This is a genomic window from Clostridioides sp. LIBA-6622 (assembly GCF_056716095.1).
The window spans coordinates 222,647-244,934 of record NZ_CP196998.1 but is presented as its reverse complement, the minus strand read 5'-3'; the positions used below and the strand labels follow the sequence as shown (position 1 = coordinate 244,934).

The following is a 22,288-nucleotide window of genomic DNA, read 5'->3' as shown; positions in this document are numbered from 1 at the left end:
TCTCACCCATCTTAATTATAGCATTTCAAATTTTGAAATTTTTAGTTCCATAATTTATAAATTAAAATAAAAAATGACCCACATTATCTGAGCCACATAATTTAAGGGCTGTACTATGTACAGCCCCTTTATATCTTAAATAATTATATCCTATTATTTATTAAGAGTAAATCCTAGTACCATCCTCTTAATTTCATAGCTTCAGCAACTTTCTTAATTGAATGCATGTAAGCAGCTTCTCTCATTGTAACATTGTACTCTTCTTTGATTTTCCAAATAGATTCGAATGCTTTAACCATAGCTACTTCTTCTTTTTGTTCTACTTCTTCTTCTGACCAGTAGTATCCGTATAAGTTTTGTACCCACTCGAAGTAAGAAACTGTAACTCCACCAGCATTAGTTAATATGTCTGGAGTAAGAACTATTCCTCTTTCAGCAAATACTTCATCAGCTTCTGGAGTAGTTGGACCATTAGCAGCTTCACAAACTAATTTAGCTTTTATAGATTCAGCAACTTCTTTAGTTATAGAGTTTTCTAATGCAGCTGGTATTACTATATCAACATCTGAAGCCCAGAACTCTTCTAAAGATATTCTCTTAGCTCCTGGGAAGTTTAATAAGTTACCATGCTCTTTCATATGATCTAACATAGCTTGACCATCTAATCCATTTTCATTGTATATAGCATAAGAACCTTCTGCTTTACACCATTCAGCCATAGCTACAACAGTACCACCAAGTTTTTCACAGTTAAGAACTGTGTAAGAACCAACGTTTCCTATACCTTGAATAGCTAATTTAGCTTTTTTCATATCTATTCCTAATTTAGCAGCAGCTTCTCTTGCAGTAACAGCAACACCAAATCCAGTAGCAGCTGTTCTTCCTAAAGAACCACCAAATTCAACTGGTTTACCAGTTAAAACACCTATAGCACTTTGTCCAGTTAATTTATTGTACTCATCAACCATCCAAGACATTATTTGTCCATTAGTGTTTACGTCTGGTGCAGGAACGTCAACTTTCTCACCTATTAATTTATATATTCCATCTATGTATCCTCTACTTAATCTTTCTAATTCACCTTGAGATAAAGTTGATGGGTCTACTATTATTCCACCTTTACCTCCACCATATGGTATACCTGTTACAGAACACTTGAAAGTCATCCATATAGATAAAGCTTTTACTTCGTCTCTTGAAACATTTTGATGGAATCTTATTCCACCTTTTGTTGGCCCTACTGCATCATTATGTTGTGATCTAAATCCTTTAAAAGTTTTTATAGAACCATCATCCATTTTAACTGGAATTGAAACTTCTATAACTCTCATAGGTTCTTTTAATAATTCATAAACTGCTGGTTCCATACCTAATTTATCACATGCATTTTTTACTTGAGATTGCGCCATCTCGAAGACATTTACATCTTTTCCTGACATTTGAAAGCCCCCTTATAAATACGTTATAATTATGTATACTCCATTTAGAAAAAACCATTTCCTAAATTTACAGTTTAATTATAGCACACTTTATTGCAAATTAGTATATCATTTTTTCAGTTTATTTTTTAACATGGGAGGAAGTTTATTTTTTTAATTTTATGAATGTTAATATCTATTTTTTGTACATTAACTAAAGTCATTTTCTCAATAGACTTTTTTATTATCTGTTGCATATCTTCAATTTTTTTTATAACTTCTAAATCATTGATATTTATACTTACAAAAATATTCATAAAATTATTGCAATTCTCTATATTGATTTTATTTATTCTATCAATGTTTCCAAAGTTGTATACTTCATATTCAATAATCTGTTTAATTACATCTTCATTAATATAAAATTTTCCAATATAGCTAAAAGTTGGTCTTATTATTGTTTTTTCTAAAACTACCATATTTCTATTATTTCCTTTTTTAAAAAGTCTCTTTAATGGATTTATACTAAGACCACTTGCCATACTTTTTATTTCAACTGCTGGAACAGGAATTACATGATTTCCTTCTTTTCTAGATTGTTTTGCTATTTCTATTTCATATTTAGTACTTATCTCTTGAATATTTATAAATTTATAAATTCTTTCAATTGACAATCTATCTACAATCTGATTAACCATTTTTTTTGATGTCCCAATAATGAGAATCTTGCTTATATTTTCTTTTTTTATTGTATCCCTAACTTCTTTTCTGTGCTCTACATTGTAAAAAATAGCTCTTTTAACTGCTTCTATAGTAGTATTTGCTTGTTTTGCTGATATTCCAGCTAAAACCTTGTTTTTATATATTAAAATACCATCATCAATTATATAATCTATGTCATTTTCATATGCAAACTCTAAAGCCTTAAAACTCTTTCCTGTGCCACTTGACCCAACCAAGGCATATACTTCCATTTTACATCTCCTTCATAAAATAGCTTTAAGCTATTTACTCAAAATTTTATTACACTTTATTGATTAAAATTATTATATCATTAACAGTTAAATATTATATCCCATATGAAATTTTATAAGCAAAAAACATACTACAATATGAAATTCTTTTTCAAAAGATAGATTTCCTTCAAACAAAAAATTTATTGAAAAAATTTTACTTTTTTAAAAAAAGGAATATAATATATTTTAAAGCAAAAAAAACTTACTGGATTTACATTAGAAGGAGCTGGTAATATGAATATTACAAAAAATTTTTTAAAAGACTATTTAGAAAGATTTGGCGAGACACCATTTCTAGTTAGGCTTAAAGATGGAGAAGAATTTCCAATTGGAGAGGGTTCTCCTCAGTTTAAAGTTATTGTAAATAATGATATTAGCAAATCTGAACTACTAAAAAGTACATCTTTAGCACTTGGAGAAGCCTACATAAATAGAGATATTGAAGTTGAAGGAGATTTATTCTTAACTTTAAACCTACTTTTAAAACAAATAGACAAATTCAATATTGATAATTCAGCTGTAAAACATCTATTACACTCATCAAATTCAATGAGACATCAAAAAAAAGAAATACATGCTCACTACGATATTGGTAATGATTTTTATAGCCTATGGTTAGACAAGACACTTAGTTATTCTTGTGCATATTTTAGAAATGATAATGATACTCTTTATGAGGCTCAAATCAATAAAGTTCACCACATATTAACTAAACTAAATTTAAAAGAAGGTATGAGTCTTCTTGATATTGGTTGTGGTTGGGGATTCTTACTAATAGAAGCAGCAAAAAAATATAAGATTAATGGTGTTGGAATTACACTTAGTGAAGAACAGTATAAAGAATTTAACAGAAGAATTCAGGAAGAGAATCTTCAAGATTATCTTGAAGTAAAACTTATGGACTATAGAGAGCTTAGAAACTCAGACCTTATGTTTGATAGAGTTGTAAGTGTTGGTATGCTTGAACATGTTGGTAGAGAAAATTATGAGCTTTTTATTAAAAATGTAAATGCTATTCTAAAGGATAGCGGATTATTTTTACTTCACTATATAAGTGGTCTTAAAGAGTCTTATGGAGACCCTTGGATAAAAAAATACATTTTCCCAGGAGGAGTTATTCCTAGTCTAAGAGAAATGATACATGTCTGTAGCGATTACAAATATCATACTATAGATGTAGAGAGTTTAAGATTACATTATGTAAAAACTTTATTATATTGGCAAAAAAATTTCTATGAAAATCTTCCAAAGATTAAAGAAATGTTTGATGATAAGTTTATAAGAATGTGGGACTTATACCTTTGTTCTTGTGCTGCTGCTTTCAACACTGGTATTATAGATATACATCAGATACTTTTCACTAAAGGTATAAAAAACGATTTACCTCTTACTAGGGAATATATGTATCCTTGTTCAAAATAATATCTTTCTATAATATAATTTAAACTTAGTTATAAAAATAGAGCTATTTCTAAATAAGATTCCTTATTTTAGAATAGCTCTATTAATTAATTCATTGAGTTTTAAGTATTACTCTACATATGTCTTTATAAGCTATAACAAAACTCTCCATTTTCTTTTATATCAAAAAAGTCTGCATAACATACATCAAATATTCTATTTTCTAAATCAGATATTTCAACTTTGTTTTTTATCAAATAAGTTAATACACCCACATATGAAATATCTCCTTGTATAACAGCTCCATAAATTACATTATCTTTAAAAACAAATTTTTTATAATCATCAATTCCATCTCTAGTTAATACTCTATAGCTATCATCTACAGGTGTATTCATACCTATAGAAATAGTTGGTATATCCATAAAATTCATACTATTTTTAAAAGCAAATTCATCTTCTATCTTTTTACCTTCTCCAACCATGTTATACGCAGCTACAATTCCTTGCTTTACTGCTAAAGGCCAAATAGCATTTTTACCAACAACATCACCAGCTGCATATATATCTTTTTGTGTTGTTTGGCACATATCATCTATTATTATACCTCTATCATATTCTATTCCTGTTCCATCTAAAAAATCAGCATTTGGTTTAACTCCTGTAGCCACAATTACCATATCTGCATCAAGAATCTCTCCATTTGAAAATGCGACACCTTTAACATCTTTATTATCGTCCAAGATAATTTCTTGGATAGATGCACTTGGGTAAAATTTCACACCCTTTTCTTTAAACTTGTTTTCATATACTGAAGCTGTATATTCATCTAATTGTCTATCTAAAATATACTTTTCCATAAATGCTACAGAAATATTTAACTGCTGATATTTAAATAATCCAACTAATGCATCTATACCAACTAGACCAGCACCTATTATTACTACATTTTTAGAGTTTTCTGCTTTTTCTTTTATTTTATAAATATCATCTATGTTTCTCACAGAATATACAAAATTTCCATCTCTTAAATTTTTTATTGGGGGAATAGCAGAAGACGCGCCTGTAGCTATTAGAAGCTTATCATAATTTACAGTAATATCTTCTGTCTGAACTACTTTTTTACTTATATCTATACCTTTAACAGTTTCACCTGAAATCCAATTTACATTGTTTTTCTCCATAAAATCTTCATCAACAAAATTTATTTGTTTTAAAGTTCTGTGTTCAGATATAACATGATGTAACATACATCTTGAGTATATATTTTCATCTTTAGAAATTACTACTATATTTGAATCTTTATCTAATTCTCTCAATGTTTTTACTGCATTGATACCAGCAGCACTAGCCCCTAACACTACATAATTCATCGTTTTCCTCCTTCTGTAATTCAATTGCTCCACTTGGGCAATTAGCTACACATCTAGGATACTCCTCATCTTTACATAAATCACATTTAAGTATGTTTTGCTTGCTTCTATCATCTGGCTTTAATAATCCATATGGACAAGACATTACACACATATAACATGAACCACATTTTTCTTCATCATAAGAAACGATTCCACTTTTACTATCTTTACGCATTGCGCCACTCATACATGCTAATACACATTCGGGTTCATCACAGTGTCTACAAAGAATTGGAACTGGATTATTATGTTTGCTATCTAATTCTATATGTCCTCTACTATCATTATCTATATTTTCTAAATCAAGAGTATACATGTCATAGTCTTTATTGTGCTTTAGCATACATGCTAATACACAACTTTTGCATCCTGTACATAAATCTTTATTTATAAAAATTCTATGCATTACATTCCACATCCTTTAACCCCAAATTTTTTCTTCTGTCTATTATTATTTCTTCTAATTGATTAGCTGAAGATTTAGGGTCTGGATTCACTATAACATGTCCTCCTGTTAAGTCTTTTAATTTTTCTGTTAATACTTCTGTTACTAATTTTCCTCCTGTTATAAATGGAGGTAAAGCTAAATGAAGAGGTAAACCAAGAGCAAGACCAAAGGCTCCATCAGCCAATGCTTGTTCTTCTAACCATTGTGGAGCTGAAAGCACCAATGGTAATTGTGGTAAATCTATTCCAAGCTCAGCTGCTAATTCAGTTGCTACTATTTCTAGTCTTCCTATAGCTAAACATGGACCAAAGTTTAATACTGGTGGTATTCCTAGAGTCTTACATACTTCTTTTAAGTTTTCTCCTGCTAATTCTTCTGCTCCAGGTGACATAAGACCAACATTTTCTAGTCCTCCAGTAGAACATCCTGCTGAAAGTACTATTATATCTTTTTTAATCAATTCTTTAGTAAGTTCAACAGTATTTACATCATGACCTCCTGCTGTCATATTTGAACATCCTACAACAGCTGCAACACCTTTAATTTTTCCTTCTGCAATTAAATTAATAAGAGGTTTCCATGAATCTCCTAAAAACGCTTTCAAGTTCTTTTCACTTACACCAGTTAAAGATTGTTCAAATCCATGGTCTTTTGGTATATCTATTTCAACACTTCCTCTTCTCTCCTTATAAGATTCTAATGCTTTTTCTATCAATGTATTACTAAGTTCATCTAATTTACTTCTGTCTAATCCTATATATTCTGCATTTGCCTTTTTGGCAACATCATCTAAACAGACCATTTTCACTTTATATTTATCTGCTATTGGCTCAAGACCTGGTATAGTACAGTTAAACTCTGAAAGAACTATATCTATTGCTCCAGTTGATAAAACTGCTTCACTCGTAAAATTGTTACCTGCATGTCCAGCAAATACTTCTTGATAATGTTCTCCTCTTAATTGTAAATCTTGACCAACGCAAGTACATCCTACTAACTTAAAGCCTTTTGCTCCAACAGCTTGAGCTAATTTTATAACATCTTCATCTTTTAATCTATCTTGGAAATTTGCAAATGTTGAATGTTGATGACCTGTTATCATTATATTTATGTAATCTGGGTCTATTACATTAAATCCTACAGGAGCCATTCTTATGACTGGTTCTCCTAGCATAACATCATTTAAAAGATTAGTTAGTGTAAGACCATATAATCCTGTTGATATACCTAGATTTAAACAATTAACTAACATATCTACTGGATCACTATTTAAATTTGTTGATGATTTTACTATTGCATCAAAAACTTCTGATTTTGCACCACCAGGCATTATACCCAACTCTTTCCATTTCTTCACTCTAGGTGCATAAGCTATCTTTTCTACTAATTCCATTTTGTCATCTCTTGATTTATATAAATCATTAATGACTTTATCAGCAACTTTTATACATTTATCATATTTTTCATCACTTTCTATTCCAAACATCTCTGCTAATTGATTTAATGTTTTTTCTCCTTTAATAACACCTTTAGTTATTCCAACATTCTTTAAATTCTTAGCTGTATTTTCTACCACATGTAAATAACAAGCTGCTCCAGATGCTACAGCTCTTAAAAAGTTTCTTGCTACTATAGTGTCTGCATCTGCTCCACATATACCTCTTGGAGATTTAGGAGTTACTCTACATGGTCCATTTGAACAGAGTCTACAACAAACCCCCTGAAGTCCAAAACCACATTTAACTTTTTGATCTTCTGTTCTATGAAATGCTGTTTCAACATCCTTTGAAGCTACAAAACTTTCTAATTTCTTGTCTGCACTTTCGCACATTTTACAAGTGTTACAAGCCATTACAAATTCCCCCTTATATTTTTATATTAAATAAGTAGATTAAATAGCTTTATTATAATTGATTATAATTTAACTATTAAAATCTACTTATTTAATACCACGTTTTACCATATCCTAAACAAAATATAAATTATTAAAATAAATATATATATTTATTTTTTTTTACATTTTTATTTATTCAAATCTTTACTTATTTTTTCTAGTTTATTTAAAACTCTATCTTTCTCACTTCCATCTAGCACTTTTGGTTGATAATTATTTCTAGAACTACTAGATGTTATTGATGTTGGTATTATATTGGGCTCTTTAATTGAAGTTAATTTGTTATCTGAAAAAGAAAAAGTTTGTTGATATATATAGCTATCTGTATCAGAAGGATTCTTATTTCCTCCAAAACAAAAATTTCCTAGACTATAAGCTATGTACTTATCTTTATATTTTTCTATGCCTTGGACAACATGTGGATGAGAACCCATAACTAAATCAGCACCCTTATCTATTACATAATGAGCAAAATCTTTTTGTTTTTTATCTGGATAATAATCTAATTCTATACCCCAATGAAAATACACCACAACAACATCTGATTTTTTCTTTAGTGCTTTAATATCATCTTCCATTTGTTTTAAGTTTTTTTCATTATACTCAGTTGATAATCCATTATATCCTAATAATCCTACCTTAATTCCTTTAACATCTATAACAGCATCTTTGCCTAGACCAAAATAATTTATTTTATTTTCATCTAATATAAACTGTGTGTCTTTCATTCCTTCTTCAAAATAATCTTCTGAGTGATTATTTGCAACACTTACTGCATCTACACTTCCAGATTTTAAAATATTTACATATCCTGGAGTACCTTTAAATGCAAACTTCTTTTCTTTTGCATTTGACGCAGTAGTAAGTGGTCCTTCCAAGTTAACTACTGTTAAATCATCTTTTTCAAATACAGGTTTTACATTTTTAAGAAAATAATTATAATCTTCTCCTTGTCTTTTAAATTCATGATCAAAGCTACCATAATATGATGAGCCTTTATAGTTTCCCATAGTTACATCACCAGCGAAACTTATAGTTATATCTTTTTTTACAGGCTCTCTTTTTTCTTCAACCTTACTTTGGCTATTTTTAGAATCCTTTTTAATATTGCTTTCCTCATTTGGATTATTAGAACATCCTACTACAAATAACACTATACTCATAATACATATGTAAACTAATTTATTTTTCATATTAAATCTCCTTTGCATTAATAAATTCTAAGATAAAATATACTTTTTTAGAGTATAACATTTTTAAATAGAATCGATGCCATATTCTTTAACTTTAATTTTATTTTTAAAATAAATTCCTTTAAGATAAATAAAAATATAAGCAGATTAAACTTTGTTGTAAAACTTTCAAACAAGAATATCACAATAAAGTTTTTGTTGTAGAATTAATTTAATTGTTATATTCAATAATATTTGTTATAATGTTATTGAATTACAATACATATAAAAGGGAGGATTTCAAAATGGCATATAAAATTACTGACGCTTGTATAAGCTGTGGTGCTTGTGAGGCTGAATGCCCTGTTAGCTGTATATCAGCTGGAGACGACGCATATGTTATAGATGCTGGTTCTTGTATAGACTGTGGTTCTTGTGCAGGAGCTTGTCCTGTAGATGCACCTCAACCAGAATAATAATTCGTTATTCATAAAGAGACTGATTTTATTTTATCAATATTAATCAGTCTCTTTTTAATTATGTATAATTCAAGCATCATAATTTATATACTTTGTTATATTCTATATATTTCCCTTCTTAATATACTATTAATCTACATCTAAATACTTTTAATTTAATATAAATTTAATCCTCTTCGTAAAATCTTTCATATTTATCAAAGCAATCAAGGCATACTTTTTTATTTTCTTGAATCCTTATATACTGCTCAGGTGCAAATTCACCACATACTTCACATTTAAGAGATTTAAATATTCTTGCCTTTTCAGGAAGTCTTAACTTCGTATCTGTAACCTCAAATATATCTTCAAAATCGCTTTCTAATAAGTATTTTTTATATCCTTCTCTATCCATATCAAATGGTTTAGACTTTACATATATTCTTATAGATTTTCCATTTTCTCTATTAAAGAAATGATATACTGATTTCCCAGTCATTCTAAGTAGTAAATTCCCTTTGCCCATTGTACAACTTAGCACTACTTGTATACCATCTATTCCACAAGCATCATTTTCAGAAATACAAACAATCTCCTCATCTCCTGATTGTTTGCATCCTAAATATTCTCGTGCTGCAAGTGCTGCTTTAAACCCTATGGCTAAACCTGGACATTCATGCCCATGAAATTCAATAGCCTTTGCCCATAACTCCTCCACCAAAAACTACCTCCTTAATATTGTTTATTTGTATACATTATTTAAATTTTTATTTTATCCTAATACTTCAAAAAGCCAGAGGATTTAATATTAAATCGTCTGACTTTCTTAATACTTTTCATAACTACTAATTATTAATATGTTTAAGTTGTTTACTTTCCTTCTTTCATTAAATATGATAAGGTAAATAAGCTTTCTGTTAGGTTTACATTTTCAACTATAACACCTTTCGGAACTTCTAAATCTAATGGTGCAAAATTCCACACCCCTTTTATTCCAGCTTTTACAACTCTATTAATAACTTCTTGTGCTCCATTTTTAGGTATACATAATACAGCAATATCTATATCATTATTTTTTATAAAGTCTTCTAAAGTATCTGAATCTAATACTTCAAATTCTCTTATTTTTAAACCTATCATTCTAGGATTTGCATCAAATAAAGCTTTTATCTCGAATCCAGCTTTTCTAAATCCTGCATAATTGGCTATGGCTTGTCCTAAGTTACCTGCTCCTACAAGAACTGCGTTATATGGTCGATCCAGTCCAAGAATTTTACCTATCTCAGTATGAAGAGCCTCCACGTTATAACCATACCCTTGTTGTCCAAATCCGCCAAAGTTGTTTAGGTCTTGTCTTATTTGAGAAGCGGTAAAACCTATTATATCACTCAATTCTTTAGAAGATATTCTTTGTATATCCCTATCTAATAAGTCTCCAAGATATCTATGATATTTTGGGAGCCTTCTTATAACTGCCATTGATATATTTTTATTTCCCAACATCTTCACCTCCTAAAAGTGTCCTCTTTTTTGTTTGATTCACAATAAAATATTTCTTTTTCAAAACTACTACATATAACCTTGATTATATTATATCAAAACATTATAATTTTAGATAGTTCAAGGAGGTAGAAATTTATGATTGTTTTGTCATGTAATAACTTAAATAAAAGTTTTGGCATAGATTCTATATTAGAAAATATTAGTTTTACAGTAAATGAAGGCGATAAAATTGGTATAATTGGGGTTAATGGTACTGGGAAAACTACTTTATTTAAAATAATTTCAGGAATTTATGGTTATGATAGCGGAGATATTTACACTTCTAAAGATTGTGAAATCGGATATTTAGAACAAAATACCAATTTTTATTCGGATAATACTATTTTAGAAGAAGTGTTAGAAGTTTTTAAAAATTTGATAGAGATGGAATCTTATCTAAGAGAATTGGAGGTTAAAATATCAGAAGAAAGCACAAAAACAAACTCTCCAATTCTGGAAAAAATAATGGATGAATATTCACATAAATTAGAATTATTTTCAGACTTAAATGGATATGGCTATAAGTCTGAAGCCAAAGGTGTTCTAAAAGGATTAGGATTTAGTGAAAATGATATGGATAAACCAATAAGTATACTTTCTGGTGGTGAGAAAACTAGGGTCCTTTTAGGAAAATTACTTCTTAAAAAGCCAACTTTATTGTTACTCGATGAGCCTACTAACCACTTAGATTCTGAGGCTATAGAATGGTTGGAAGTATTTTTAAAACAATATAAAGGTACTGTTATGTTAATATCTCATGATAGATACTTCCTAGACCAATCTGTAAATAGGATTTTTGAAGTTCATAATAAAAGACTTAAAGTATATAATGGTAACTACTCTAAATTTATTGAGTTATCAAAAGTGGAAAAAGAACTAGAACTTAAGAAATTTGAAGACCAGCAAAAAGAAATAAAAAAGCAAGAAGAATCAATAGAAAGACTTAAAGCTTATGGTAGAGAAAAACATCTAAAACGTGCAAGAAGTAAAGAAAAAGCATTGGATAAAGTAGATGTCCTAGATAAACCAGAAGCGTATAGAAAAAAAGCTCGTATACAATTTACTCCTTCTGTTCAGAGTGGTAATGACGTTCTTCAAATCAGAGATGTATCCATGGGATATGGAGAAAGAATACTTTTTAAAGACTTGGATTTAGATATATATAGAGGAGAAAAAGTTGCTCTTATTGGTGCAAATGGTATTGGTAAATCTACATTATTTAAAATAATAACTAACGAATTGCAACCTCTTAGTGGTAATATTAAGTTTGGAACTAATGTCCATGTTTCTTACTTCCATCAGGAACAAAAAACTCTTAATTTAGATAATACAATAATTGATGAGATTTGGGAAAATAATACTCATCTTACTCAAACTACTTTGAGAAATATGTTAGGAGCATTTTTATTTGTTGATGAAGAAGTTTTTAAAAAGATTTCTACATTAAGTGGTGGAGAAAGAGCTAGGGTTGCCATACTTAAACTTATATTATCAAATGCAAATTTATTATTATTAGATGAGCCAACTAACCATCTAGATATTGACTCTAAAGAAGTTCTTGAAGATGCATTAACTAATTATGATGGAACTATATTTACAATATCACATGATAGATATTTTCTAAATACAGTTGTTGATAAGATTTTGGTTTTAGATGAAAATGGAGTTACTGAATATCTAGGAAATTATGATTATTATATAGATAAAAAAAGGCAAATCCAAGAGATGAGTCTCCTAGAAGAAAAAGAAGAAAAAACTAGAACTCAAATAAAAGATGAAAAAAGAAAAGAACGAGAACAAAGAGAAGTAGAAAAGAAAAATAGAATAAAAAGACAAAATATAGAAAAAGAAATCGAAAAATTAGAACTTAAAATTGAAGAGTTAGATATACTTTTATGCCAAGAAGAAGTATACTCTAATCCAGATAAGGCTAAAGAAGTTAGCCAAGAAAAAATTAATTTAGAAAATAACCTTGCCTCTCTATATGATGAGTGGGAAGAATTTATGTAAAAGGGAGAGGATTATTTGCAAGAACTATTTTCTTTAAAAGACGAAAATAAAAGATTTTATAAAATACTTTTATCTTTATGTATACCTATTATCATACAGAACTTAATTTCTACTTCTGTAAATGTAATAGATACAGTTATGATAAGTAGTTTGGGAGAGGTATCTGTAGCTTCAGTTGGAGTTGCAAACCAGTTTTTCTTTCTTTTTAATATGTCATTATCGGGTATTACAGGAGGGGCTGGAGTTTTTATTTCACAGTTTTATGGAAAGAAAGATGTCAATAATATAAGAAAAGTTACAGGTCTTACTTGTTTATTGGCTATTGTCCTAAGTTTTGTATTTGTTATTCCTGCTTTACTAACACCAGAACCAATTATACACATATTTTCTTATGATTCAGAGGTTGTAAGACTTTGTATAGATTACTTTAGTATTGCAGTATTTAGTTATCCATTAATAGCTATAAGTACAGTATTTAGCACTGGTTCTAGAGGTGTTAGAAATCCTAAGTTAGGTATGATTTGTAGTGCATTCGCTCTTGTAACAAATGTTATTTTAAATTATGGGTTTATATTTGGTAACTTCGGTCTTCCTGCATTGGGTGTAAAAGGAGCCGCATTAGCAACTGTTATTGCTAGAGTATGTGAATTAATTTTAATGATTACTTATGTTTATTTTTATAAAAAAGACTATATATTAAAATTTGGTTTGAAAAATTTAAAAGCTATTGATAAGATTTTTATAAAATCTTTTTCATCAAAAAGCTTCCCTATATTTGTAAATGACTCTGTCTGGGCAGTAGGAACTGTTCTATATTCTGTTGCATATGCAAGAGCAGGTACATCTGCTATAGCAGCAAGCCAAATAGCAACCAGCACAGGTAACTTCTTCATAATGACAGCTGTATGTATTGCATCTGGTGCATCTATTATGCTTGGAAATGAACTTGGAGCTGACCATATTAAAAGAGCTATTGAGTATGCTAAAAAGTTTTCTATATTGGTGTTTTTAGCTGGCTTAATACTTGGAATTATTTTAATTTTAAATATCCCATTATTATTAAAAATGTTTAGTGTTTCTGATAGCTTATCTTCTGATATAACTAAGATATTTTTCATAATGGGAGCATTAATGGCTCTTAAATCCTTTAATACATTAGTCATAATTGGTATTTTAAGAAGTGGTGGAGATACTAAATACGCTCTATTTTTAGAATTAGGATGTATGTGGTTAGCTTCTATCCCTTTAACTTTTATAGCTGCATTTAAAGGCGCTCCTATATTTATTCTTGTTCTACTCACTTATAGTGAAGAAGTAGTTAAATTTATATTTGGCGTTCCTAGAGCCTTATCTAAAAAGTGGGCTATTAATATAGTAAAGGAAATTGACTAATAACTATACTCTACCTTATAAGTATAATATTTATAAATAGTCTCATTGAGAACAATTAAGATATTCTTGATTTTCAATGAGACTATTTCTATATACTCTATTCCTCTTCCAAAAACTCTTTTACTTCGAATGATAACCTATTTAATTCATCATAATTTAAAATCTCATATGTATTGCTTACTTTTTTTATTATCCCCTTTTCAGTCAATTTTAATAGGGAATAATATCTACTTTTTCTACTAATAGAATATATTTCACTAAAATGGCGAATAGCTTTTATATTACATACATTATTTTCTTGTTTTTTAAAAATACAATAGGCAATAACTTCTGTACAAGAAAATAACTCTCTTACCATTCTAGTTTTATATAGCTCATATATCCTTCTTGTACATTTGCTGTGAAATAGAGCAATAAAATCTGATTTAAGATAAAACTCTTCAAAGATATGTTTCTCAAATCGAAATAATTTTATATTGGTCTTGGCAAATATGTCACATTTCAAATTATGTTCATATATATAACTTATTTTACCTATAAATTCATTCTCTGGTACAATGTCAACAAGAAATTTATTTCCTCCTCTAGTAGTACATTCTACTAAAGCGACTCCCTCTATTATAAAAAATACTTCTTGTAAATCTTTATCTGATGCTACAAATCTTTGACCTTTTTTATATTCAACAATTGATACTTGATTTAAATTATTTTTAATAATTGGGTATATACTTGTTTTTTCTGCTTTCCTGAACCTCCCATGACTAAAGTCACAGAGTTCCTGCTTCATAGAATTTTGCATACTAAAATATGTCTTACTAACTCTCCACAGGCTATCCCCGTAGTTCCTACGGTTCTTACATAAGTTATCTATTTTAAACTCTTATTAGTCTTAGTCCTTCTTTTAGTATATTTATACTTACATTTATATCTCTATTGTGAGTTACATCACAACAAGGACAAATCCATTCTCTTATATTCAAGTTATTCATTTCCTCGTTTTTGTACCCACATTTATTGCATATTTGTGAACTTGCAAAGAATTTACCTACCTTTACAATTTGTCTACCATACCAATTAGCCTTGTATTCTAATTGACGAACAAATTCTGACCATGATACATCAGAAATTAAACGAGATAATTAATTTAGTAGATAGTTTTTGTAGAAAATCCTTCCTTTGATTAGCTATATGTTCTTGAAGTCTTGCAACTTTTAATCTTGCTTTATTTCTATTTAAACTACCAATTGTTTTTCTCGATAGTTCTCTTTGTAATTTAGCAAGTTTATTTAATGACTTTAGAAGATACTTAGGATTTTCTATAAATTGTCCACAACTTGAGATACAAAATTCTTTAATTCCTAAATCTAAACCTATCTGATTATTAGTATTTTCAAATGCTTCAATATCTATATCAGTACAACATAATGATACATAATATTTACCACTTGGTTCTTTGGATACAGTAGCATTAAGTATTCTCCCTTGAGGTACTTGTTTATCCCTTACTTTAACCATACCAAGTTTAGGTAATTTTATTGACTACAGTACATAATATTTCCATTTGTAAAGTTAGTTCTATATGAAAATCTATTAGTTTTCTTTGATTTAAATTTAGGAAATCCTGTATTTTCTTTAAAGAATTTTTTATATGAGTTTTCTAAATCTTTTAAGGTGTTTTGTAGTGAAAATTTGTCAGGTTCTTTAAGCCACTTTAATTCTTTTTTTAAATTGGTCAAATCAGAACTACACTGTTTATAAGTAAAAGTTTCTTTTTTATTTGGATACATTCTAAACTTATATGCTTTTTCCACTACTATCACCTCACTTTACTTGTTTTTCTCATTACATATCATCTACCATGAGCCACTTCCATTTTTCATCACTCATTCTAATATTAACATATGTAATTTTATTTAAAGCAAGTACTTTGAAGGTTTTTATATTTATTTCTAAATAACATATGTAAGAACCATAAGTCCTAACTTTTATCATTTTTGAGGTTGTCGTTCACATAAGTTCGCTACTACCTATGCAGTTCTCTTATGAACTTCTTACACTTTCATGCAAGCACAGACTATATCTTATCCTTCGGCATTATCCGTTAAGGTCTACCCACTTCCACTACCAATAGCTTGTAGTGTACTTCCCTCAAGAGGAATAGTCGTTGAAGTTTCTCCTACTTAGGAGCTTACCTGCTGATTGCCCATTTTAAAGTACTTAGGGTTTAACCTTATACCATCTAACCAATTTTTTCTACTTTCGTAACTTTCACACTTAGGTCTATTTCATCCTTATGTTTTAGTTTGGTTAGCTTTAGGGGTTTCCAGCAATTCAAGTAGTATTGGATAGGCTCTATCCTATCTCTACATATAAGTTTCCCTATATGCTGACTATTTTAGCTACTAACTCACGACTAAAGTCACGAGTATGCGTATCTATTTTTTAATCAAAGTTCTCCTTTATAGTATATTGTATAAAACATTTTATTTATATATTTAAATTTATATTATTTTTAATAAAAGACACTATTACTATTAAATTAATCTTGACAAATCTATTCTACTCACGCAGAATAAACTTATACATATATATTTTCATACATTATTTATCTTAATACAATTCTATATTTATGAAATTATTTTATCAATAGAATTTATTAAAATAAATTTTTTAGGTGTATATTATAATTTAATCGAATAGAAATGAACAATATACATACAGTTTTAATTTTAAGCAACAATTAGGGGGATTTGGTGACAAGATTTAATTATAAGAAAGAAAGTGTCTTAAGGTGACTTTTATAAAGTCATGGATAGACACTTTCTTTTTTATTTGATAAATTTAAATTATAAAAATTATATAGCTCTATACAGTCATTTTGTTAGAGGCTATTTATTATATAAGGAGAAGTTAATGAAAAAATCAGTTGCGTTGGTAAATGATAGTAGAAAAGATTTAATAGACTTTTTAGAAAATAATTTAAAACTAGTTTTTGGGGATTATATAAATATCAACAGATACTTTATAGATGAAATAAATGATAATGATATTATAAATGATGATGTTATATTAGTAATGTCAGTAGAAAGATTAGATAAAATTATAAATAATATATTAGATAAGAAAAAAGTTATTGTAATAAGAAGAACTTTTAAGGAAGATAAAATATATAATTTATTATCTTTACCACAGGGAACAAATGCTCTAATCGTAAATGATTCTGATGAAACTACTCTAGAAACCATAAGTTTGTTTTATAAAATCGGAGTAACTAATATCAGACCAATACCATATATGAATGATAATAACTATAAAGATATAAAAATAGCTATAACTCCAGGAGTTCCAGAAAAAGTGCCTAGCTTTATCTCAGATATATTTGATTTAGGTCATAGATATATAGATATATCCACTTTTATAGAAATAATAAACTTATTACAAATTGATTCAAAAGAAATACAGTCCAATCTAGTAAAATATTCAGAAGAGATAATTAGTTTGGATACTGGTATAAAAGATAAATATAAAGAACTATTCTTAAAAATAGAAGAATTAGATACAATATTGAACTTATCAAAGGATGGCATACTATTTACTTCAAAAGATGATGAAATAAATACATATAATAGTAAAGTAAAGGATATTTTGGATATAAAAGAAGATATATATGGAAAACACATTGAAGAAATATTTACAGATAGTTTAAAGGTTTTATTAAATGAAAAAGAAATATTAGACAAAGTTATTATATTTAATAAAAAATATATAAATGTAAATAAAAAAAATATATACAATAGAGATGAAAAAATGGGAACATACTATAGTTTACAAGAAATAACATACATAAAAAAACTAGAGCAAAATCTCACTAAGAAATTAAGAGAAAAAGGGCAAATAGCAAAATATACATTTAAGGATATAAAAACAAACAGCCCTAAGATGATTGAATGCATAGAGTTAGCTAAGAAAGTTTCTAAGTCTGACTTAAGTATACTTATCAGAGGCGAAAGTGGAACTGGTAAAGAGCTAATAGCTCAATCTATACATAACAATTCAAATAGAAAAAATCAGCCCTTTATAGCAGTAAATTGTGCTGCTGTTCCTGAGAATTTATTAGAAAGTCAGTTATTTGGATATGATAAGGGAACTTTTACTGGAGGTCTAAAAGATGGAAAGCAAGGATTATTCGAACTTGCTAATAATGGGACAATTTTCTTAGATGAAATAGGCGATATGCCCTTAGAATTACAAACAAAACTACTTCGAGTTCTTCAAGAAAAACAAATAATGCCAGTTGGCTCTCACAATGTAATTAATATAGATGTTAGAATCATATCTGCTACAAACAAGAACTTAGAACAAATGATTGACAAGAGCCAATTTAGGGAGGATTTATATTATAGATTAAATACAATTCCAATAAACATCCCTCCTCTAAGAGAAAGAAAAGAAGATATATTAATTATCATGGAGGATTTAATTAATAAGAAATTAGTAATTACACTAGAGGCAAAAAAACTTATACAAAACTATAAGTGGAAAGGTAATATAAGAGAACTCCAAAATGTAACATCTTATTTAAATATTATGTGTGATGATATTATACTAGAAAAAGATTTACCCCCAAACTTAAGAACTTTGGATAACAAAAATTCGTCATTAAAATTAAAATATAATAAGAATGATATATTAAATATACTAGAGATATTAATTTTAAATAAGGAATCAGACGTTGGAATTGGTAGAGGGTTAATTTTAAAAACATTACTAGATAAAAATATCCAAATTACAGAAGGTAAAATTAAAAAAATATTTGAATATTTGAGAAAAGAAGAACTTATAATTTGTGGTTCTGGAAGATATGGAAGTAAAATAACTCAAAAAGGAGAAGATTTTTACAGTAAATTAAAATATCAAGACTTATAAATCTATAATATATTAAACAAAGAAATCTATTCAGGGGCAAGATACTCCCTCAATAGATTTTTTACTTTTTTAATATGTAAAACAGTACCCCATTTTGTGCATAATTAATAGGAATTAATAGGAATAGGATACATATAATAATTCCTATTATTTTCATATAGGCTAATATATCGGATTATTCTTATCTAAAACAACAAATTTCTCCGAAAATTGCAATAAAACAATCATTTTTTATATTTTATCAACAAACAAATGATTGTTTTAATTCAAAATTCTTATAAAAATCAAAATTCATTCATTGAAAATTATGGCATAATAATTGCTACTATATTAATCAAACAATAAAAAGTAATTGGAGGAATAAAAATGCAACAGGCTTTAAAATTAGAATATCAAACTAAAGAATTGGAAAAAGATTTTGTAATAGAAAGTTGTAATTCTATAAAACCTTGGCTAATAAATGTAAGAAGGGAATTACATAAAATCCCAGAATTGGCTCTTGAAGAAAACCTTACCAAACAAAAAGTAATGTCTTATTTAAAAGAAATAGGAATTGATTACATGGAATTTACAAAACATAATGGGATTATGGCATATATTTTAAAAGAAAATGCAAGTAAAACTATTTGTATAAGAGCAGATATGGATGCTCTTCCTATAGAAGAAGAAAATAATATTCCTTATAAATCAATACATCCTGGAAAAATGCACGCTTGTGGTCATGATGCACATACAACAATGCTACTTGGAGCATGTAAAGTTTTACATTCAATAAAAGATAAATTAAATGTAAATGTAAAGTTCTTATTTCAACCAGCAGAAGAAGGTTTTGGAGGCGCAAAATTCTTAGTTGAAGATGGATGTTTAGAAAATCCTAAAGCGGATTATATATTTGGACTTCATGTTATGCCACATATTGAGACAGGATTTATCGAAACAAAATATGACACATTAAATGCCAGTGTAGACACTATAAAAATAAATGTTAAAGGCAAAAGAGCTCATGGTGCATACCCTGAGAATGGTATTGATGCAATAGTTACAGCTTCACAAATTGTTACATCATTACAAACTATAATAAGTAGGAATTTAGAGCCAAATAATGCTGCTGTTTTAACTATAGGTAAAATATATGGTGGTGATGCACACAATGTAATATGCGAAGATGTAAAACTAGAAGGAACTTTAAGAACTTTAAATAACAAAACAAGAAACTTTATGATTGATAAGATATCCAAAATTGTTGAGGACACTGCGTCTGCATTTGGCTGTACTGGAACATTACATGTAAGTGATGACAATTATCCTGCCGTTATAAATGAAAAAGAATTAGTAGACACTATTATCTCAAGTACTAAAGAATTACTTGGAGAAGAAAAATTTATATTAAGACCAAACCCTTCTTTAGGTGGTGAAGATTTTTCTTTTTATACAGAACATTGCAAGGGAGCATTCTTTCATTTAGGATGTAAAAATGAGGAAAAGGGATTAATTTCACCTCTACATACATCTAGCTTTAATATAGATGAGAATTGTCTGCCAATAGGCGTTATGATGCATGTAATGAATACTTTATATTTTAATTAATACAGTAATTAATAAAAGAATAGGAGATAAATTAATATGGAAAAGGCTAAAAAATTAGGGTTATTTAGTATGATATTATTAGGAATTAATAGTATAATAGGTTCAGGTATATTCTTACTACCAGGTAAAGTCTATAACCTAGCAAGTCAAAACAGTATATTTATATATATTTTTGCTACACTTTTAGTTCTATCAATACTTTTATGTTTTGCAGAAGTTGGAAGTATGTTCGATAAAAATGGAGGTGCATATCTATACTCCAAAAAAGCTTTTGGAGATTTTATAGGCTTTGAAGTTGGTACCATGTCTTGGGTTATAAGAATTATATCATGGTCTACTCTAGCAGTAGGATTTGCAACAGCTTTAGGTTCATTTTGGCCAGAAGCTGCCACTGAATATAAAGGTTATATAGCAGCAGCACTAGTAACACTACTTTCTATAAATAGCTTATTTGGAATTAAAAGCACAAAGATAATGAATAATGTAATAACTATAGCTAAATTAGTACCACTAATAGTTTTCGTAATAGTCGGAATATTCTTTATAAAATTCGGAAATATTGCCCCTTCAGGTAATGTAGTTAACTCTAGCATGGGACCAGCAATCATATTGGTATTTTACGCATTTACTGGATTTGAATCATTTATTGTAGCAAGTGGAGAGATGGAAAACCCTAAAAAGAATCTTCCTATCGCCTTAATAACTACAATATTTATATGTGCAATAATTTATATTTTAATTCAAGTTGTCTGTATGGGTATACTTGGAGATAAACTATTTGAAAATAGTATCCCAATAGCAGATGCCTCAAGTGTATTTTTAGGTAATTATGGTAAAGTCTTTATATCTGTAGCGACATTAATATCTATATTTGGTATAAATATAGGTTCTTCAATAGTAACTCCTAAATGTGGTTCTTCTCTAGCAGAAGAAGGTTCTCTCCCAGCATTTATAGGAAAAACAAATAAACATGATGCCCCATATGTAGCAATAATAATATCTTTAATTTGTTGTATACCACTTGTACTAACTGGAAGTTTTGAACAACTTGCAGTAATGAGTGTAATTGCAAGATTCGCTCAGTATATACCAACTTGTTTGTCAGTGATAGTTTTAAGAAAAAGAACAGATATTCAAGGCTCTTTTAAGATTCCATTTGGCCCAGCTATACCAATAGTAGCTATTTTAGGTAGTTTATGGTTGTTGCAACAGGCTTGGGCAGAAGATATGTCAAAACCTATAACTCAAAATAGAGTTTTAATAGGATTAGGAGCAATGTTATTAATAGCACCTCTATACATATTTATGAAAAAAAATAAGGGAATTGAGTTTGAAGATAAATCAGAAGATCCAAAACTATATATTTCTAGAGAAAAAATTCAATAACATTTTATAAATTATTTAGTATTTTAATTTTATACTGGAAGTTAATAATGACCTAAATTTTGCTCTTCATATAAAATTTAGGTCATTATTTTTCTGAATATTGATCAAAATACTACAATTTTATTTATAAGTATTATTAATATATTTTCTGAGCTAGAATTTAGCCATAAATTCTGATTTTAAAAGCTCTTTATTAAAGATAATAATCTAACAAAATTATTTA

General features: G+C 28.4%; 17 protein-coding genes and 1 pseudogene. 7 read left to right on the top strand and 11 right to left on the bottom strand.

Annotated elements, in window-relative coordinates; all coding sequences use genetic code 11:
• Positions 1 to 173: 173 nt before the first annotated feature.
• A complete protein-coding gene (gene gluD, locus ACTG47_RS01470) occupies positions 174 to 1,439 on the bottom strand; it encodes an NAD-specific glutamate dehydrogenase (protein WP_169467565.1) in 1,266 nt (421 codons plus the stop codon).
• A 128-nt stretch (positions 1,440 to 1,567) separates the two neighbouring features.
• Positions 1,568 to 2,392, bottom strand: coding sequence for an ATP-binding protein (locus tag ACTG47_RS01465; protein ID WP_169467567.1), 825 nt, complete (start codon positions 2,390 to 2,392; stop codon positions 1,568 to 1,570).
• Positions 2,393 to 2,668: 276 nt separating this feature from the next.
• On the opposite strand from ACTG47_RS01465, the gene ACTG47_RS01460 reads away from it, so the two are divergent.
• The gene (locus ACTG47_RS01460; protein ID WP_479925833.1) at positions 2,669 to 3,856 is read left to right on the top strand and encodes a class I SAM-dependent methyltransferase; all 1,188 of its coding nucleotides are present in this window, start codon (positions 2,669 to 2,671) and stop codon (positions 3,854 to 3,856) included.
• A gap of 125 nt (positions 3,857 to 3,981) precedes the next feature.
• Here the strand turns inward: ACTG47_RS01460 and ACTG47_RS01455 are convergent, their stop codons facing one another.
• From ACTG47_RS01455 to ACTG47_RS01440, 4 genes are all read right to left on the bottom strand, one after another.
• The gene (locus ACTG47_RS01455; protein ID WP_169467571.1) at positions 3,982 to 5,208 is read right to left on the bottom strand and encodes an FAD-dependent oxidoreductase; all 1,227 of its coding nucleotides are present in this window, start codon (positions 5,206 to 5,208) and stop codon (positions 3,982 to 3,984) included.
• Positions 5,183 to 5,656: a 4Fe-4S dicluster domain-containing protein gene (locus ACTG47_RS01450; protein WP_479925832.1), complete on the bottom strand. Its 474-nt coding sequence runs from the start codon at positions 5,654 to 5,656 to the stop codon at positions 5,183 to 5,185. Before ACTG47_RS01450 ends, ACTG47_RS01455 begins: the two co-directional genes overlap by 26 nt.
• Positions 5,649 to 7,550 carry an anaerobic carbon-monoxide dehydrogenase catalytic subunit gene (cooS, locus tag ACTG47_RS01445; RefSeq protein WP_169467575.1) on the bottom strand — a complete coding sequence of 634 codons (1,902 nt, stop codon included), beginning with the start codon at positions 7,548 to 7,550 and terminating at the stop codon, positions 5,649 to 5,651. The genes ACTG47_RS01450 and cooS overlap by 8 nt, the downstream gene beginning before the upstream one ends.
• Positions 7,551 to 7,720: 170 nt before the next feature.
• Positions 7,721 to 8,785 carry a CapA family protein gene (locus ACTG47_RS01440; protein WP_479925831.1) on the bottom strand — a complete coding sequence of 355 codons (1,065 nt, stop codon included), beginning with the start codon at positions 8,783 to 8,785 and terminating at the stop codon, positions 7,721 to 7,723.
• Between the two features lie 284 nt (positions 8,786 to 9,069).
• Between ACTG47_RS01440 and ACTG47_RS01435 the strand changes: the two genes are divergently transcribed.
• Entirely contained in the window at positions 9,070 to 9,240 is a 171-nt protein-coding gene (locus ACTG47_RS01435; protein WP_009888017.1) for a DUF362 domain-containing protein, read from the top strand.
• A 169-nt stretch (positions 9,241 to 9,409) separates the two neighbouring features.
• Here ACTG47_RS01435 and ACTG47_RS01430 read toward each other — a convergent pair whose 3' ends face one another.
• Both ACTG47_RS01430 and ACTG47_RS01425 read right to left on the bottom strand, forming a co-directional pair.
• Positions 9,410 to 9,940, bottom strand: a complete 531-nt coding sequence (locus ACTG47_RS01430) for an FmdE family protein (RefSeq protein ID WP_479925830.1) — start codon at positions 9,938 to 9,940, stop codon at positions 9,410 to 9,412.
• A gap of 152 nt (positions 9,941 to 10,092) precedes the next feature.
• Entirely contained in the window at positions 10,093 to 10,725 is a 633-nt protein-coding gene (locus tag ACTG47_RS01425; RefSeq protein WP_021382595.1) for a redox-sensing transcriptional repressor Rex, read from the bottom strand.
• A 135-nt stretch (positions 10,726 to 10,860) separates the two neighbouring features.
• Here ACTG47_RS01425 and abc-f point away from each other — a divergent pair, with 135 nt between their 5' ends.
• Both abc-f and ACTG47_RS01415 read left to right on the top strand, forming a co-directional pair.
• Positions 10,861 to 12,774 carry a ribosomal protection-like ABC-F family protein gene (gene abc-f / locus ACTG47_RS01420; RefSeq protein WP_479925829.1) on the top strand — a complete coding sequence of 638 codons (1,914 nt, stop codon included), beginning with the start codon at positions 10,861 to 10,863 and terminating at the stop codon, positions 12,772 to 12,774.
• A gap of 15 nt (positions 12,775 to 12,789) precedes the next feature.
• A complete protein-coding gene (locus tag ACTG47_RS01415) occupies positions 12,790 to 14,166 on the top strand; it encodes an MATE family efflux transporter (protein ID WP_169467581.1) in 1,377 nt (458 codons plus the stop codon).
• 97 nt (positions 14,167 to 14,263) lie between these two features.
• Here the strand turns inward: ACTG47_RS01415 and ACTG47_RS01410 are convergent, their stop codons facing one another.
• From ACTG47_RS01410 to ACTG47_RS01400, 3 genes and pseudogenes are all read right to left on the bottom strand, one after another.
• Positions 14,264 to 14,965 (bottom strand): Crp/Fnr family transcriptional regulator, encoded by a 702-nt coding sequence (locus tag ACTG47_RS01410; protein ID WP_479925828.1) that lies wholly within the window; start codon positions 14,963 to 14,965, stop codon positions 14,264 to 14,266.
• A gap of 73 nt (positions 14,966 to 15,038) precedes the next feature.
• Positions 15,039 to 15,986 (bottom strand): annotated as a pseudogene (locus ACTG47_RS01405) (RNA-guided endonuclease TnpB family protein).
• Positions 15,987 to 16,008: 22 nt separating this feature from the next.
• The gene (locus tag ACTG47_RS01400; RefSeq protein WP_479925827.1) at positions 16,009 to 16,158 is read right to left on the bottom strand and encodes a hypothetical protein; all 150 of its coding nucleotides are present in this window, start codon (positions 16,156 to 16,158) and stop codon (positions 16,009 to 16,011) included.
• Between the two features lie 921 nt (positions 16,159 to 17,079).
• Here ACTG47_RS01400 and ACTG47_RS01395 point away from each other — a divergent pair.
• From ACTG47_RS01395 to ACTG47_RS01385, 3 genes are all read left to right on the top strand, one after another.
• On the top strand, positions 17,080 to 19,092 hold the full coding sequence (locus ACTG47_RS01395; RefSeq protein WP_169469709.1) for a sigma 54-interacting transcriptional regulator: 2,013 nt from the start codon (positions 17,080 to 17,082) through the stop codon (positions 19,090 to 19,092).
• Between the two features lie 366 nt (positions 19,093 to 19,458).
• The gene (locus ACTG47_RS01390) at positions 19,459 to 20,679 is read left to right on the top strand and encodes a M20 family metallopeptidase (protein ID WP_169469710.1); all 1,221 of its coding nucleotides are present in this window, start codon (positions 19,459 to 19,461) and stop codon (positions 20,677 to 20,679) included.
• Positions 20,680 to 20,715: 36 nt separating this feature from the next.
• Positions 20,716 to 22,065: an APC family permease gene (locus ACTG47_RS01385; RefSeq protein WP_479925826.1), complete on the top strand. Its 1,350-nt coding sequence runs from the start codon at positions 20,716 to 20,718 to the stop codon at positions 22,063 to 22,065.
• The last annotated feature ends 223 nt before the right edge of the window (positions 22,066 to 22,288 follow it).